Annotated in this window: 14 protein-coding genes; 10 read left to right on the forward strand and 4 right to left on the reverse strand. The window is 52.0% G+C overall.

Translation table 11 applies throughout. The annotated features are described in order from the left end of the window. The first annotated feature begins 57 nt into the window (after positions 1-57). From ACFOLF_RS25415 to ACFOLF_RS25440, 6 genes are all read left to right on the forward strand, one after another. A complete protein-coding gene (locus ACFOLF_RS25415) occupies positions 58-480 on the forward strand; it encodes a VOC family protein (protein ID WP_210046530.1) in 423 nt (140 codons plus the stop codon). A gap of 273 nt (positions 481-753) precedes the next feature. Beyond that, positions 754-2,289: an extracellular solute-binding protein gene (locus tag ACFOLF_RS25420; protein WP_210046511.1), complete on the forward strand. Its 1,536-nt coding sequence runs from the start codon at positions 754-756 to the stop codon at positions 2,287-2,289. 95 nt (positions 2,290-2,384) lie between these two features. Then, on the forward strand, positions 2,385-4,703 hold the full coding sequence (locus tag ACFOLF_RS25425) for a helix-turn-helix domain-containing protein (RefSeq protein WP_210046512.1): 2,319 nt from the start codon (positions 2,385-2,387) through the stop codon (positions 4,701-4,703). Positions 4,704-4,788: 85 nt separating this feature from the next. Continuing rightward, a complete protein-coding gene (locus ACFOLF_RS25430; protein ID WP_210046513.1) occupies positions 4,789-5,886 on the forward strand; it encodes a mandelate racemase/muconate lactonizing enzyme family protein in 1,098 nt (365 codons plus the stop codon). Continuing rightward, positions 5,886-6,830 (forward strand): ABC transporter permease, encoded by a 945-nt coding sequence (locus ACFOLF_RS25435; RefSeq protein ID WP_210046514.1) that lies wholly within the window; start codon positions 5,886-5,888, stop codon positions 6,828-6,830. The genes ACFOLF_RS25430 and ACFOLF_RS25435 overlap by 1 nt, the downstream gene beginning before the upstream one ends. Before the next feature lie 13 nt (positions 6,831-6,843). Beyond that, on the forward strand, positions 6,844-7,722 hold the full coding sequence (locus ACFOLF_RS25440) for a carbohydrate ABC transporter permease (protein WP_210046515.1): 879 nt from the start codon (positions 6,844-6,846) through the stop codon (positions 7,720-7,722). 106 nt (positions 7,723-7,828) lie between these two features. Here ACFOLF_RS25440 and ACFOLF_RS25445 read toward each other — a convergent pair whose 3' ends face one another. After that, positions 7,829-8,860 (reverse strand): peptidoglycan-binding domain-containing protein, encoded by a 1,032-nt coding sequence (locus ACFOLF_RS25445; RefSeq protein WP_379219544.1) that lies wholly within the window; start codon positions 8,858-8,860, stop codon positions 7,829-7,831. Between the two features lie 326 nt (positions 8,861-9,186). Between ACFOLF_RS25445 and ACFOLF_RS25450 the strand changes: the two genes are divergently transcribed. Beyond that, positions 9,187-9,975 (forward strand): class I SAM-dependent methyltransferase, encoded by a 789-nt coding sequence (locus ACFOLF_RS25450; RefSeq protein WP_210046517.1) that lies wholly within the window; start codon positions 9,187-9,189, stop codon positions 9,973-9,975. A 139-nt stretch (positions 9,976-10,114) separates the two neighbouring features. On the opposite strand, the gene ACFOLF_RS25455 is transcribed toward ACFOLF_RS25450, so the two are convergent. Then, the gene (locus ACFOLF_RS25455; protein ID WP_210046518.1) at positions 10,115-11,083 is read right to left on the reverse strand and encodes a metal-dependent hydrolase; all 969 of its coding nucleotides are present in this window, start codon (positions 11,081-11,083) and stop codon (positions 10,115-10,117) included. Between the two features lie 62 nt (positions 11,084-11,145). Continuing rightward, positions 11,146-12,330 carry a glycosyltransferase family 4 protein gene (locus tag ACFOLF_RS25460; protein WP_210046519.1) on the reverse strand — a complete coding sequence of 395 codons (1,185 nt, stop codon included), beginning with the start codon at positions 12,328-12,330 and terminating at the stop codon, positions 11,146-11,148. Positions 12,331-12,581: 251 nt separating this feature from the next. Here ACFOLF_RS25460 and ACFOLF_RS25465 point away from each other — a divergent pair, with 251 nt between their 5' ends. After that, a complete protein-coding gene (locus ACFOLF_RS25465; protein ID WP_210046520.1) occupies positions 12,582-14,207 on the forward strand; it encodes a right-handed parallel beta-helix repeat-containing protein in 1,626 nt (541 codons plus the stop codon). Positions 14,208-14,228: 21 nt separating this feature from the next. Here the strand turns inward: ACFOLF_RS25465 and ACFOLF_RS25470 are convergent, their stop codons facing one another. Beyond that, a complete protein-coding gene (locus tag ACFOLF_RS25470) occupies positions 14,229-14,387 on the reverse strand; it encodes a hypothetical protein (RefSeq protein WP_210046521.1) in 159 nt (52 codons plus the stop codon). A gap of 103 nt (positions 14,388-14,490) precedes the next feature. Here ACFOLF_RS25470 and ACFOLF_RS25475 point away from each other — a divergent pair, with 103 nt between their 5' ends. Both ACFOLF_RS25475 and ACFOLF_RS25480 read left to right on the forward strand, forming a co-directional pair. Further along, positions 14,491-16,302 carry an ABC transporter substrate-binding protein gene (locus tag ACFOLF_RS25475; protein ID WP_210046522.1) on the forward strand — a complete coding sequence of 604 codons (1,812 nt, stop codon included), beginning with the start codon at positions 14,491-14,493 and terminating at the stop codon, positions 16,300-16,302. Between the two features lie 85 nt (positions 16,303-16,387). Continuing rightward, entirely contained in the window at positions 16,388-16,795 is a 408-nt protein-coding gene (locus ACFOLF_RS25480; protein WP_210046523.1) for a DoxX family protein, read from the forward strand. Positions 16,796-16,888 lie beyond the last annotated feature (93 nt).

Consider the following 16,888-nt stretch of genomic DNA (forward strand, 5'->3'; position numbering starts at 1 on the left):
CGGTTGAGGCCGGTATTGCCGGGTGAAGAAACAGCAAATCGCGCAGGGAGGCAAATGATGAAACCACGGATTACGGTAATCACATTGGGCGTGGATGATTTGGAAAGATCGCTGGCATTCTACCGCGAGGGACTGGGACTGCCTACGCAAGGCATCATTGGCAAAGAGTTCGAGCATGGCGCCGTTGCTTTTTTTGAGCTGCAGGCAGGCTTAAAGCTTGCTATCTGGAACCGGAGGGATCTCGCCCATGAGGCGAAGGTCCATCAGACCGCATCAAGTTCTACCGAATTTACGATTGGCCACAATGTAGGCAGCAAGGAAGAAGTGGATCAGGTCATGGAGCAGGCCCGGAATGCTGGTGCCGTTATTACGGACCCGGCGCATGATGCTTTCTGGGGCGGATACTCCGGACACTTCCAGGACCCCGATGGCCATTTGTGGGAAGTCGTCTGGAATCCGCAGTGGGAGATCACGGAGTAGCGGAAATTCATCGTCTACATGCTCCACCAAGCAGGCCGCCAACCGGTTGTTACCGATGGCGGCTGTTTTGTTGTTCGCCAGCCTTCAAGCTGTCGCAAACCATGACAAAGGACTGCCAATCCTTGTTTTTACCCCGATTTTCACAGGCAGTTCAAGATCTGTCACTTACATGCAGTCCGGGATGCCGTTAAGATAAATGATGAAAACGTTGCCAAACGATGCGGATTCGTCCAATAATCCGGCAGCGGGTTAAAAATAATTTGGGAGGTCTATATGAACATTTTTTCTGGCAAGGCTCTAGGCTTGACCATGGTGCTGGTACTTTCCCTGGGCGTTGTCGCAGGATGCGGCGGCACCGGACAGAATGGGAACAAGGCGGCGCAAACGGGTGAGGCTGCGAAGAAACTGAGCGTTCAATTTATGGTTCCGTCATACGCCGATGTTCCGGATATGAACGATGAATACTGGACGGAATTTCAGAAGAGCAGCCAAACCGAACTGGATGTGGAATGGGTTCCCTCCGGCGACTACAACACCAAATTTGATCTGGTGCTGGCTTCCGGCAATATTCCGGAGGTGATCGTAGCCACCAGCACGACCCGCCCGACGCTGCAGAATGCCATCAATCAGGGAGCGTTCTGGGACTTGACGCCATTCCTGGACGACTTCAGCAAGTACCCGAATTTGAAAAACAACAGCTATGAGGAAATATGGAATTATATGAAGACAGGCGGCGGCATTTTCGGGATACCGCGAAACCGTCCGCAAATCGACATCAGCATCAAAATGCGGAAGGACTGGCTGGACAAGTTTAAGTTGCCGGTTCCGACCACTCTGGAAGAATACGAGACCGCTTTGAAAACAATCGTAAACGGCGATCCCGACGGCAACGGGAAGAAGGATACGGTCGGACTCATCGGGCAGGGCTTCCTGCTGGCTGATGGCGACGGGAGCTTCCTGTCCGCCTTCGGAGGATTGGATCCCGTATATGACCAGGAAGGCGGGCTGATCAATAAACTGCTAACGCCCAATTATACGGACATGGTGGGCTATTTCCGTCAATTGTATGCGGACGGCATTCTGGCGAAGGATTTCTCGGCGATCAAGCAGACGCAGGCGGAAGAAATGTACACCACCGGCCGCGCCGCATCCTATGCCCGGAATATTTGGCGGGATTATACCTTCGAGCAGGAGGTCAAGAAGGTTCAGCCGCAGGCTGAAATCATCTCTCTGCCACCGATGAAAGGACCAGGAGGTACAAGCGTGCAGCTGTCCACGCCATTCTCCGGAGCCTTCTATATTTCCAAGAAAGTGCCTGAAGAGAAAGTGAAGCAGATACTGGACTTTTTCGAGAAGACGACCACGATGGAGCAAACCGACTACAATTACTACGGCATCGAGGGCGTGGATTACACGATGGTAGACGGCCAGCAGCAGCTTACCGAGCTAGGGACCAGGCAGGTAACGGCGAACGGCACAGGCGCTATCTTCCCGCTTGCGTACAACAACAAGATGAAGGTTGTGAACCCGGCGGCCCCCAAAGCGTATAACGACGCAAAGATGAAATCGGTCGAGGAATACGCCAATGTCGGCAAGATCGATCCGTTCTCGATCATCAATTCCGATACCTGGACATCCGTCTGGACGAAATATGAGTCTGAATGGCAGTCGATGGTTATTAAAGCCATCGTCGGACAGGTGTCCATGGAGGAATACAAAGCTTACGTGGACAAGCTGAACGGCAGTCCAGATTTCAAGAAGTCATACCAGGAATTCGCGGCGGAGTACAAAGAGAAATTCGGCAAATAAAGCGCAAAGTGATCCTTGAACGTAAAGCTTGTAATTTCACGCTCTGCTCCCTATGATAATGAAAATAGAAATGGATTGGGAAAATGGGAGGATTTATGGCTAACTGGAGCAAATCTCTATTGAACTATTCAGGTATCGGTCGTCTGGCGAATCCGCGAAAGTATTTATACAAGCTGATCTGGCTGGGCTGCGTTTCCGTATGCATTCCCGTTATCTTGATCAGCATCGCCTACTATCAGTTCTCGATGAACCGGATGAACAGCTATATCCAGACCGAAAGCGGTTCGTCCCTGACGATCCTGAAAGACCGCGCCGAGAGAGTCCTGCAGGAAATCGAACAGGATTCGCTCCAGTTAGCCAAGGATCCCGTCATTCAGACCGCCTTTGCAGGCCCGTCCGATGAGAATGGACTTCTGAATATCGAGATTTTGAAGAAAATCGCTTTGGCCAAAAATTCCAACAGCTTCATTAATGAAATCTTCCTGTACGACAGTGCGGGAGAACGGATTCTTTCCAATGAATATGGTCCCATCGCCAAGTCGGAATACAAATATAAAGATAATATAGACCGGCTGCTGGAAAGCAGACATCCTGCCCAGTGGTCGCAGTTCAGCAGCAGACAAGGCTATATTACGTTTGCCAGAATGCTCCCGCTCATTGGAAACGGAGGACCTGCGGGGGTTCTGGGCTTCGAGATCGAGACCTCTGTTCTCAGCAAGTTTCTGGAAGCGGATACGGCTATTCTTACAGACGGCCAGGAGTTGATCGTCGTGAAGCTGCACGATCCGTTTGCCATCGATGGCCAGCCGGATGCCAGCAGGCTTCGCGAGACGGCCGGTTTAAAAGGCATTGACATCATCAAGGCATCGGATAAAAACGACGGTTATTTTACAGCGGAGGGCATGGACGGCAAATCCGCGCAGTACCGATATGTGAAAAATGTGTTCGGCCGAACTTATGTATCGGTCATCCCGGAACAAATCATTACCGATCAATTGAACTGGATCCGCAAAATGACGGTGCTTATTCTTGTCGTATTCGTAGGGATGGGAATCCTGTTGACCTATATCACCTCGAGGAGAGCCTACACGCCGATCGAACAGCTGATCAATCACAGCCGCTCTCTCAGCGCAGGAGGTATGAAGCATAAGGAGAACGAGCTGGATATCATCCGGGAGTCGCTGGATTATTTGAGCAAAGAAACCGGAAAGCTGGAATCGTATATGGAAACGATTGAGCCGTCCTTGCGGGAGAAGTTTCTCTATCAGCTGCTGGGCGGCGATTATACGAGAAATGAGACGCTTATTCAGGATTGCGGCATGTATGGCATAGAGGTTGAATTCACGAATGTCGTCCTGATTGTCGAGGCTGAAAATATATACAAGGAAAAACGGTTTCTGCCGGAGGATCGGGGAATTATCGCCTTCTCCCTGGCCAATGTGATGCAGGAGGTTCTCCGCGATCTGGGCCATCAAGGCTACGCGGTTCCTTATCAGGGAAGAGGGGCGGCGCTTCTTCAATTCAAGCCGGATATGCCGCAGGATACGATGCTGGAGAGGACCAAGGAATATGCCGCCGCTATAACGGAGGCGTTTACGAATTTTCTGTCCTTTGAGGTCACCGTCGGGATCGGGCGGTTCTATGCGCATGTGGCGGACGTTCCGGTTTCGTGCAAGGAAGCGGAAAATGCGCTCAATAACCGGATTTTTCAGGATTCGGAATCCGTTCTGTTCATCGAAGATGTGGAGCATGTCAAGAAACAGACTCATCTCAGTTATCCCAGAGAGCTGGAAGCGTCCATTGTGGAAACGCTGGACCAGGAGGATATCCCGGCTTCGATCCGGCATTTCAGGGCATTTACGGAAATTATGCAGAATTCCCAGTCATACGTGTTTACCTATCAGAGCTATCATGTCCTGCTATCGTCCTTGATCGTGGCCCTGGAGAATCAGGGGGCGAACGCGGTCGACATGATGGAGCATAATTTGTTCGGACAGCTCAGAAGCAAGGCAACCTCCCAGGAAATTTGCGACTGGTTCGAGGAGACGCTCTTTCCCCTTTATATATGGTTAACCCGCAACGACAGGGAAACAGCGGGAGAAACGGCCATTCAGACAGTCTGCAGCTATATCAGGGAAAATTGCGGAAGAGACCTGTCCCTGGTGCATTGCGCCGAAATCGTAGGCGTCAGCCCGTCCTATTTAAGCCGGCTGTTCAAGAAGAAAATGGGCAAGAACTTCCTGGAATATGTCGCGGAGAACAAGATCAACGAAGCCAAGCGGCTGTTAAAGGATACGGACCGGAGCATCAGCGAGGTTGCGATGGCTGTCGGATATTCCGAACGGAATTTTATCCGCATTTTTCAGCGTTATGTCCAGCTGACACCCGGCAACTTCAGAGCGCAGCACCGGTAGCTTGCGGAAGAAGTGCGGACATGGGCGGGACATGGGTGGACGCTGACGCGGCTGCCAAATTAGATGACGGACTGGAGGAACAGCAATGAAGATCAAAAGTATCGAGACCTTTACGACAAGACAGCTGTCTGTCGTCCGGGTTACTTCCCAGGATGGCCTTCAGGGATACGGGCAGATTGCCCCTTATCATGCCAATATATCGGCCCTTGTGCTGCACCAGCAGGTTGCGCCTCACGCACTCGGAGCGGATTGCAGCGAGATAGAAGCTTTGTCCGCGGCCATCATCCGCGAGGAGCATAAATTTCCCGGCTCCCACTTATGCCGGGCAGTAGGCGGATTGGACACGGCATTATGGGATCTGAAGGGCAAGCGGGAGGGGAAAAGCGTATGCGAGCTGCTGGGCGGCAGACCTCGCAAGGTGGAGGTATACGGTTCGAGCATGAGGCGGGACATCTCGCCTGGGGAGGAGGCGGAACGGCTCAGGCGGCTTCAGGAAACAGAGGGCTTCCGCGCCTTCAAAATCCGCATCGCAAGCAATTTCGGTCACGACAAGGATGTATATCCGGGCCGTTCGGAGCAGGTCGTGCGCGCGGCGCGGGCGGCAGTCGGTGACGACACCTCGCTGTTTGTTGATGCGAACAGCGGATTTACGCCGGGCAAGGCCATCGAGACAGGGGATATGCTGGCGCAGTATGGGGTATGTCATTTCGAGGAGCCATGTCCCTATACGGAGCTGGAGTGGACGAAGCAGGTGGCGGACGCTCTTGATATAGCGGTTGCCGGCGGCGAACAGGATACCGATCTGACTCAGTTCCGGCGGATGATCGCCATGCGGGCGGTGGACGTCGTCCAGCCGGACATCTGTTATGTCGGCGGCCTCAGCCGGGCGCTGGAGGTGGCCCGGATGGCGGAGTCCGCGGGCATGATCTGCATGCCGCATGCGGCTAATTTATCCATGCTTGCCGTGTTCACGCTTCATATGGTGGCAGCCATCCCCAATGCCGGAGATTATATGGAATACACGATCGAGCAGGATGACTGGACGAAGGGCCTGTTTACGGAGCCGCTGGCCGTGTCGGACGGCAGGGTGCAGGTTCCAGAGGGACCGGGCTGGGGGATAACCGTTAATCCGCAGTGGCTGGAGAAGGCGGAATACCGGATCAGTTCAAGCGGGGTGCTTTGATGCAAACTGCCGTCAAGAGTCAGCCTCGTCAGCCGCTTCTGTCCAGACTATGGGCCAGCCTGCTGCAGCACAAATGGATGTATGTGCTGGCGCTGCCGGGCGTCCTGTATTTTATTCTGTTCAAATTCGTGCCTTTCTGGGGGCTGCTGATCGCGTTCAAGGAGTACAACCCTTATAAGGGATTGTGGGGAAGTCCGTGGATCGGCTTCACGAATTTTACCGAGTTGTTCGCCAGCCAGATTTTCTACGATATGCTGCGGAACACATTTGCGATTAATATTTTCGGAATCATCTTTATGTTCCCTGTCCCTATCATACTGGCTATCATGCTGAATGAGGTCAGGCATGAGGTGTTCAAAAGGATCAATCAATCGATCGTTTACCTGCCTCATTTTCTGTCCTGGGTCGTAGTGGCCAGCATGACCTTCTTCATGCTCTCGACGGATGTGGGGATCGTGAACAAGATCATCTCCGGTATGGGCTTTGAAACGGTATCGTTTCTGTCCAATTCAAACTATTTCTGGGGGCTGATCACGCTTCAGAGCATGTGGAAGGAAGTAGGATGGGGCACCATTATCTTCCTGGCCGCCATTGCCGGGGTGGATCCCGGGCAATACGAGGCAGCCGTTATGGACGGGGCCTCGCGCATGAAGCAAATCTGGCATATTACGATCCCGGCGATTCGTCCGACGATCATCATTTTGCTTATATTACGGCTCGGCCATATGGCGGATGTCGGATTCGAGCAGGTGCTGCTCATGAACAACCCGCTCGTCACCTCCGTTTCCCAGGTATTCGACACCTATGCGTATACGATCGGGATTCTCGGAGGGAAGATCAGCGTAGGCGTAACTGTAGGGATGTTTAAAGGCGTTGTAGGCCTGATCCTTGTCCTGCTGTCGAATTATACGGTGAAGAAGCTGGGTCAAGAGGGCATTTATTAAGGGGGGACCAACTTTGAGTTTCGTAGCTTCCAAAAGATTGACTCTGTTCGATTATGTGAATTACTCGCTGCTCGCGATCATGTCGATCATTTGCGTCTTTCCGTTTATTTATGTATTCAGCGTTTCCTTCACCGATCCGAAGGTCTATGTGCCGCTGCAATTTTACTTGTTCCCGGAAAAATGGTCCTTGTCGGCGTACCGGTACATTCTGTCGACCAACAGCTTTATGAACGCTTTGAAAAGCACCGTGTTCGTAACGGGTATCGGAACCGTGCTGAGCGTTATCGTGTCGTTCACATTTGCCTATGTCCTCACCAAGAAAGCCGTGCCCGGCCGGAATGTGATGCTCGGAGGCGTTATTTTTACGCTGGTATTCAATGCCGGGATTTTGCCCAACTATTTGCTGATCAAGGATCTTGGACTGCTCAATTCACATTGGTCCCTGATCTTGTCCGGCCTGACCAACGCCTGGAGCCTGATCGTGATTAAAAGCTTTCTGGATACGCTCCCCTCGGAACTTGAGGATGCCGCCCGCATCGACGGCTGCTCCGATATCGGCGTCTTCTGGCGGATTATTGTCCCGCTGTCCATGCCGGCTGTCGCCGCTTTCACCTTATTCTTCGCAGTCGCGTACTGGAATACGTACTTCAATGCGCTGATCTATTTGACCGATGCCAAGAAATGGACGCTGCAGGTGCTGATCAAATCGCTTGTTATCGATTCGGATTCCAACGGCGTAGGCGGATCTGGCGGGTCAGACGACCGGGTTATTCCGCAGGAAACGATCCGTATGGCGTCCATTGTGCTGGCCATGGTGCCTATTCTGCTGGTCTATCCGTTCCTGCAGAAGCATTTTGCCAAAGGCGTTATGCTGGGGTCCGTGAAGGGCTAGAATAACTAATTAACCGAATAGAGAAGTTAAATAAGCCGGGACCCCTCCATTGGGAGCTTCCCGGCTTATATTTGTTTCTGATCAGGCTTGAAGGCTGCCGGAGATTTTATTGCGTGTCTTTTGATTGACCATATCCGCTGCCTTTATTATCGCCTTGGCTGTTTCCTTGATTTTGATCCTGACTTTGCTTGTCACCATGCCCATGGCTGCCTTCTCCGCCTTGGCCATAATCCTTGCTTTTGGTATCTTCTTTAGTTTTTTCTTCTACTTGGCCCTTGTCTTCTTGAATATTGTCATCTTGAATTTTGTTGTCTTTTTCCTTGGCTTTCTCTTCAATTTTTTGCCCTTGATCTTCTTGTTTGATTTCTATTTTTTCTTGGCCCCGATCTTGTCCCCGACCGGAGTCTTGACCTTGACCACCGCCAATACCGCCGCCATGGCCTTGACCACCGCCGATGCCACCGCCGTGGCCTTGTCCACCGCCAGTGCCGCCGCCATGGCCTTGACCACCGCCAGTGCCGCCGCCATGGCCTTGACCACCGCCAGTGCCGCCGCCGTGGCCTTGTCCACCGCCAGTGCCGCCGCCATGGCCTTGACCACCGCCGATGCCGCCGCCGTGGCCTTGTCCACCGCCAGTGCCGCCGCCATGGCCTTGACCACCGCCGATGCCGCCGCCGTGGCCTTGTCCACCGCCAGTGCCGCCGCCATGGCCTTGACCACCGCCGATGCCGCCATTTTTGCCGCCGCGAATACCTTGCTCGCGTATTTTTCCATTACCTTTACTTTGCGTGTGCATTTGGGTTCCTGTCTTCTTGCTTGCGTACACATAGATCAACGACTTGAGCGTCCTTTTGTCCACTGAGCCAGTCGCCGGAAGTCCATGTTTCTTCTGATAATATTTGACGCCGATGACAGTCAGAGCATTGTAATTCCCATCGATTGGGCCAGCGTAACTGCCAAGTGATTTCAGCATTCCCTGAATGACGTATACATCCGGACCCTTCGCCCCTTTACCGATCGCCGAGCTGACATCCGGAAAGCCAGTCATCAGCGCTATTACTAATAAGGCGGATCCGAGAAACTTTGCTGCCGATTTGAGGAGCTTTCCTCTTAAGCGAGGATATTGATTGTCCACCATTTTAATGAGACACCGTCCTTTGAATATAAGTTTATTTTGCCACGCCCTTACTATCCCATTATTTCATCCACATTATGCTTTATCTGGGCTGGTCAGATTTCCGGTTTATACTCAAAAACAATCCTTCCCAACCCTGCTGGTGAATGGATTAAACAAATAATCTGTTGAAATTATAAGGATTCCAAATTTTACTTAAATCAAGCTTGGAATTAATTTTACGCATCATTCGAATTCAGGAAAGCATTGAATAGACCCAGGAAATTACTTATATTGAAAGATGATGAATGGAATTTTAAGGAGATTTTGAATGAGCAGGAGGTTTTAGCGTGTATCCGAAGCTTGTAAACCCGAGGTCGCACAAGGACTGGTTAACGCCTCATTCGCATGCATGGTATGCTCAGCTTGCGCGTTTGACAGGGGAGTATGCTTTTCCATGGAATTCGACGGTCACGGAGCCGAATGGCGAGAGTAAGTTTAGAGATGAGGTCTCGCTGATGGTTCAGAATAAGAAGGTGCTGGATATTGGCTGCGGTCACGGCGACTTCACCATCCAATGGAGCCCGGTTGTGAAGCAGATTGTAGGTTTGGATATCACACGCGACTTTATTGAGACGGGCAGAAGCCGCAACCTGGCTAACGTATCTTTTGTTACGGCCAATACGAAGCATAAGCTTCCGTTTGAAACGGAAGCGTTTGATTGTGCTTACAATCGCAAAGGTCCGACCTCCGTCTATGCAGACTTAAAAAGGATCTTAAAAAAAGGCGGGCATATCCTTGGTCTGCATCCCGGGGATCGTATGTCTCCAGAATTGCCGCGGCTTTTCCCCAATCTTTTTGAACCGCTTCCTGATGGAACCCCCGTATGGGACAAAATCAAGAATAAGCTTGAAGAAGGGGGAATTACTCAAGCTGAAATCGAAACGGTCACGGCTGTCCAATATTTGCAGGAGCCTATGGACATTATTAAAATGTGCTGCTTTGGTCAGCTGCCATCCCTGCAAGAGATGGTCATAAATGAAAGCATGTCTGGAGTAGAACGGATTTTTTCCGGGCATGCGGTTGAAAGAGGGCTGCCAACAACGGTGGATCACTTCATCGTTCGCGCTGCCGTTTAATTGATGGACACGCGGCTCGGTTTATTGTGCAGCAAGGCAAAAGAAGAGAGCACCTGCTGCCAGGCGCTCTCTTATCCAAAGATTCAAGCACTATAACCACCCTTACGTACTCAACTGCTGCAACTGCCTCCCCCGAATATCATGCATATGGCGGCTCCCACATCTTCTTCCTCCACCCGATCGTGTCCCCGATCACCTGCAGCCGTTCATCCAGCATGACATCCATACCGAATGGAAGATCATGTCCGTGCCGGAAACGGACATCGCGCAGCTCAACCTTGTATCCGTCCTGAAGCTTCTGGCAGGAGATATGAACGCGATGCGTGAACCGGAGAAATGTTCGGACCCCGTCGCTGCCCATGACTGCTTGAATGATATCGTTTTGCTCCCCTTTTTCGAAGATCGCTTCTTCCTTCAAAGTCAATCCGCGGATCGAGCCCGTGATATAGGCCTGCCCGGTTTCATGAACATACTTCCACTCGTGGGGAAGCCCCCGCGGAATCAGGAAGGAATAGCCGGCGGTTCCGTAACGACGGCGGACAAGCTGCAGCATGAAGCGGCCAATCAGGAGGCGGCAGCCGATGAACAGAAAGGTTAAAGCATAGACAAGCGGAAAGACAGCCGCTGTCCCGAAGACGTCGAACACCCACAGGAGCAGCCCCGCTGCATGAAGAGAGAACAGAATCGGATCAAAGATCGGGATGATATCCGCATGGAACCATCTCCGCGAAACCGGTCTGAAGCACTGCACGCCGTAGGCATTAAATAAATCGAGGAAGACATGAAACATTACTCCGGCCATCGTCCATAGAAATATCGGGAGCAAATAGGCCCAGGCGTGGAAAGCGAGGGCGATCAGTGGGGCGAGGACAAGCGGCCACCCCGCAAGCATGGGAAGCGAATGGCTGAAGCCCCGATGATGCTGCAGGTATGATTTGTACCCGCGAATACGGATGACGGTATCGAAATCCGGAGCGTTCGAGCCGATGATTGTTGCCGCGAATAACCCGTAGACGGCGGTCGAATGACTGATGAGAGCGGGATCGGTAAGAGAGATTGCAAGTCCTCCCAACGTGGCGCCAATCAGAAGATGAGTTCCGGTATCCATATCCCATAAACCTCCTACTGAATCTTGGATGTGAACATGCGTCGTGCCGATGTGTGTCAGCTTCAGGCAATTTCGTCTTCTTCCGTGATAGCCGTCAGGATTTGACTTGCGGCGGCCAGTTGATTATTCTCCGTTTCGGCGATCTGCAGGCAGCGCGTATAGATGGCCTCCATCGCCTGGTCCCAGGTGCGCGTTAGCGCATAGGCCCTGGCTCTTGCCCCGAACTCCCGCCATTTGTCCGGATGCTCGAACCAGTCGGTCAAGGCCGCAAGGAAGCTCTCCGCATTTCTGGCTTGTGCATGCATTCCGGTCTTCCCATGCTGTACAATCTCGGTCACACCTCCGCTATTGGCGACAATAGCGGGAAGCCCGGACGCCGCAGCCTCCAGCACGACGTTGCCGAATGTTTCGGTCGAAGACGGGAACACGAACAAATCCGAGGATGCGTAAAGTTCCGCCAGAGACTCTCCGCTCTGATAGCCGGCGAACGTTACATTCTGCGGCACTTCCTGCCGGGCCTGCTCCATCATCGGGCCGTCGCCGACAACCAGCAGATGGACTTGATTGCGGATCGCATCCGGCAGCCGGTGCATCAGCTGGAAGAGGATATCCATATCCTTCTCCGGCGCCAGACGGCCGACGAACAGCAGCAGATACCGCTCCTTGATCCCGTAAATTTCCCGGATACGCTGCGAACGCTTCGCGGGTGTGAACAATTTGCAGTCGACTCCCCGAGTCCACAAGGCGAGATTGCTTAGCCCTTTGGCTTCCAGCAGGCTTATCGTCTCCAGCGAAGGCGCGAAGATGGCGCGGCAGGAACGGTGGAACCATTTGATATACGGCCAATAGCATGAACGGGCAAAAGGAAAGCGGTAGGATTCGAGGTAGCGGTCGAAATGGGTATGGTAAGAGGCTACGACAGGGATGTGCAGCTTTTGGGCGGCGGAAAGACCGGCGAGTCCGACATTGAACGGGGTTGCGATATGGACAAGATCAGGCTTGAACCGGGAAAGCTGCTTCCGAATGCGCAGCAAATTGGGAATAGCGAACCGGTATTCGGGATAGAGCAGGAGAGGGAGGCTGGCGAGCCTGCACACCTGATCTTCATAAGAGGGATCCGGTTCAGTCGGTACAAACAGCTTGCACTCGACTCCCCGGTCGGATAAATAATCGGTCCAGCGTTTCAAAGTAAGAGCAACGCCATTGATCTGCGGAATAAAAGTGTCTGAAAACACGGCAATTCGCATAGGGCCCACTCCTCCTTACGGATGATACCTTCACAGTAGTTCATGATTATTAGCGCTGATGCATGGTTGGGTAAAGAAATCATGAAGTTATGAAGGAGGAATCAGCCGGCGCGGCCGCAGCTTTTCAAATCCGTCATATTATGAAATAAATCGCCAGATCCTTGATGCTGCACAGGGCAGCTTTTCTTTATAGTGGAAGTGACGGCAGGGTGAGGCTGCTCCAAGACTAATGGGAGAAAGAAGGAGAACATATGAGTTCGGATAAAATCATCTATGTGAAGGATTATACCTCGCCATCCGGTCAGGACAGCGCGGATGGAATTCGGGAGGCGATTCGGGCAGCACTGGAGGCTGAAGCAGGATTAATCGTATTTGAGGCGGGGACATACAGGCTCACCTCGGTTGAGGTTGTCCAGACCGAAGGGATGGTGCATGATGCGGGGAGCGGCCATCAGTTGTGGAAGGATACCCATATTTCGATAAGCGGCGCGAAAGGCTTGACGCTGCAGGGAGCGATAGGCGATAACGGCGAGCCGGCTACCGTGCTGGCGGGTTACAATGACGGGAGTGTCAACGGTTATCTGCCGTCGATCCTGTGGTGCGAGGACAATGAAGCCCTCAGCCTGCGTCATTTGGCCTTTACGCGGGAGCCTGAATTTGCTTCTGCGGGAATCGTCACAAGCCGTTCGGAATCCTCCATTACGGTTGAGGTGTTCGCAGGGAATTCCTGCCATGAGGGGATGGGCACCTACTGCATGAACCGCCTGGATCCTTTGACCGGCGCGTTGACCGGCGAGAGTGTCACCTATGGCGGCGGGGCCGACGCGGATTGGGAGCAGGTCGGCAAGCGGAGTTTTGTCTTGAACAGCCAATCGGTTGCCTCCAAAGTGCAGCTGGGCGAGCATTTGTCATGGCATCAAGGCGCCCGGACAGATTTCCAGATTTACTTCGCCCGGTGCGACAATCTGGAGCTCAGCCGGCTTCGCATCAAGAATGCGAACGGCTTCGCCATGTTGACGGAAAGCTGCCGGCATATACGCGCCGAAGGAGTGGTCTTCAAGCCTGACGGGAACCGCTTGTTCACGGCACCGCGCGATGCCTGGAAGCTGTTCAAGTGCAGCGGCCATATCGAGATTAACCGGATGTATGTGGAAGGCGTCAGAATGGACGGGCAGAATATTCAGAGCAATTGGCTGTTTCTGGAGCGCAAGCTGTCTCCGCTGGAAGCTGTTTTCTTCTGCAAGTACACGTATGCGCCGCTGCAGATTGGCAGCCATATTGAATTTTATGATGGCGCGCATATGGAACGAAGAGTGATTGAGGATTGGTCGCTGGAAGAGAAGACCGAAGGGGGCCATAAGTATCGTATACGATTGCAGGAGGAGATTCCCGCATCCGCGCTCGAAGGCACGCTGTGTGCGGCAGACTGCTGGGAGGCTGACAGCTACACATGCACCGACTCGGAATTTGTCAACATCGCCGGTGCAGGCCATCTGGTGAGGAACGACCATGTTACGATCCAGCGCTGTACATACCGCAATACAATGAACCCGGGTATTCTTCTGGGGGCGGAGCTTCCAACCCATGCCGAGGGAGGCCATGCGACGCATATCCGTATAGAGGATTGCGTATTCGACCACTGCGGCTTCTATCCGCGATATGGCGCAGAAGGGTGCATCGGCATCAAATCCTCCGGCTTCGATGGTCCGTATAACCGGCATATTGCGATTAGCGGCAATGTATTCCGAAATTCGGCGATTGGCATTCACGCGATCGATGCGGATGAAGTTTCGGTGAGCCGCAACCTCTTCGAGGGTGTGGAGAGGCCGCTGGTGACTCAACCGGGAGTTACGGGAAAGGTAGAATTTGACGGCTAGACAACAGATGTACGATGCTGCTCACAGCTTTTGCAGCCACAGAGTCAGGCTTCTGAGCAGCTGAAGAACCAACCGCCCGGGCGGCGCTTGTGGTGATGTTTTCCAAGCCTCGCGCGCTGCTTTTTCCACATCGTCTCTGATTTGATTCATTCTCGTTTCGTATTCATACAGGTTGTTCATTTGTCACATCCCCTTTGTTTTTTATTATAGCTGGATAAAGATGAATAAAAATTGTAAAGTATTAATTATATATTTCATCTTTTATTCAGGGCAGGTGACCGGCATGATTCTGCAGCAGCAGTATTTGAAAATAAGGCAATTGCATCTGAACGAAATGCGGGGAACGAGCTTCGAAATCACCCTGCAGGAGCTGACAGATGTATTGGAATGCTCCGGGCGCAACGTGAATTTGATTCTGCGTAAAATGGAAGAGCAGCAGTGGATTGAGTGGGTTGCAGGGAGGGGGCGCGGCAATCGCTCGCAAATGACCTTCCTCGTCTCCCAGGAGTCGATCGTTCTGCAAATCGCACAGCAGTATGTGGAAAAAGGGGATCTTAAACAAGCGTTTGCTTTTCTGGATGAATACGCGCACTTGCCCTTTGTTAAAGAGCAGTTCATGTACTGGCTCGATACCCATTTTGGCTACCGGACGGAAACGAAGAATATGGATGTTATGGAAACACTGCGGATTCCATACGATAGAACGATTCAGTATATCGACCCGATTTTTATGCTCTATGCGGTGGAGTCGCATCTGGTCAAGCATGTCTTTGATTGCCTGGTCCGGTACGATTCGCTTCACGACCGTATTGAGCCTCATATCGCGCATTATTGGAGGAAGAATGAACAAGGTACGGAATGGATATTTTATATCCGCAAAGGGATTTATTTTCATCATGGCCGTGAGCTTACTGCCCATGACGTGAAGTTTACGCTGGAACGGTTGAATGACGATGAGATCAAGGCCCCCTTCCGCTGGCTGGTCTCCGATATTTCCCGGGTTGAAGTGGTCAATAACTATGTCCTGCGGATCTTTCTGACCAAAACCAATCACTTGTTCCTGCGGAATTTAAGCTTTGACCCCACTTCCATTGTTCCGCGGGATGCCGTACTGGACCTGGGAAGACAATTCACGAGATTGCCGGTAGGTACGGGACCTTTCAAGCTGGTGAAAAATGACGATAATATGATTGTGCTTGAGGCCTACCAGCAATATTTTGACAAGCGCGCCCATCTGGACCGGGTAGAGATATGGCGGACGCCGGAGCGGAATATGAGCAGCGGGAAGCGCGATACCGATTCCTATCAAATGCGCAATTATCTTTGCGGCGAGCTGGGGATGCAGGCCCCGTCCGCATGGATAGAGGTTGAGACCAGCGCTGTTTCCTGTCATTATATTTCCTTTAATTTATCCAAGGAGGGTCCGCAGCAGAATCCGTTATTCCGCAGGGCGTTGTTTCATGGATTGAATCGCAGGAGGCTGCTGGAAATCATGGTTTCAACAGATGCCAAAGCCGTGGAAAGCTTCTTTCCCGATCCTGAGATTACCGGTTATGAAGCTGCTTATGACCCTGAGTTAGCCCGGAAGCTGTTGGCGGATAGCGGCTACAAGGAAGAAAAAGTAACGGTATATGCAGCATTATCCAATGAAAGCACACAATGGTTTATGGAGGAATGCGGGATTCTGGGTGTTGAGCTGGATGTTATTGAACCGCCCAAGAATAGCATGGTGAAGGATGCTGGAATCAAGCAGGAGGATTTGACCATCGGTTCTATCGTAACGGAGGATGAATCGGCATTTTCGATGATTGAGTTATTTCTGTCCGGGAACAGCTGCTTCCATAAAAACCTGCGTCAGAGGGACTTGCAGCAGATCGAGGGGATTGTCCAACGAGTGTATGAGGAATCTTCGCCTGCCAAACGTTACGAGATCTCCAAAGAGCTGGAGCAGATGCTCAAGCTGGATGATGCCGTACTCTATTTGTATCATCGTCCGCTCAAAACACAGGTACATCCATCCTTGAAAGGGGTTCATCTCAACTCGATAGGCTGGGTGGACTTCAGAAGAGTGTGGTTTGAGACGAAGGACAAATGAGTGAAAATAGCAATTCAGAAGAAATCCGGCCTACCCGCTTATGCTAATATGGGTTTATCCAAAATTTGAGAAGGTGGGATAAATCATGACTACCAGCATTTCAAAAGGACGGCTTTGGACGGCGCGAATCATGAGCGGGGTAACGATTATATTTATGCTGTTCGACAGTATCCTTAAATTGTTTAAGCCTGCCCAGGTTGTGGAAGGGACAGTCACGCTGGGATATGCCGAGCATCATATCATGGTTATTGGAATACTCGGGCTGCTTTCTACTATTTTGTATGCCGTTCCACGCACGTCATTCCTGGGCGCACTGCTGCTGACCGGATATTATGGCGGAGTGCTTGCTACGCAAATTCGGATGGACGCCCCGCTTTTCAGTACGATTCTCTTTCCGGTCTACCTTGCTGTTTTGACTTGGGGAGGAGTTTGGTTGAGCAATGATAAAGTGCGCCAGCTTATGCCGTTTACGGACAGAGGGCTGGATAGATAGGTAGTCTCATCGTATCCGATAACATGATAGTCGATGCAATCAAGGACCGTCCGGGCAGCCGGACGGTCTTTTCAGCGCGGATTCATGTTCTGA

It is taken from the genome of Paenibacillus sepulcri (genome assembly GCF_042647105.1).
In the GTDB taxonomy this organism is placed as follows: Bacteria; Bacillota; Bacilli; order Paenibacillales; family Paenibacillaceae; genus Paenibacillus_Z; species Paenibacillus_Z sepulcri.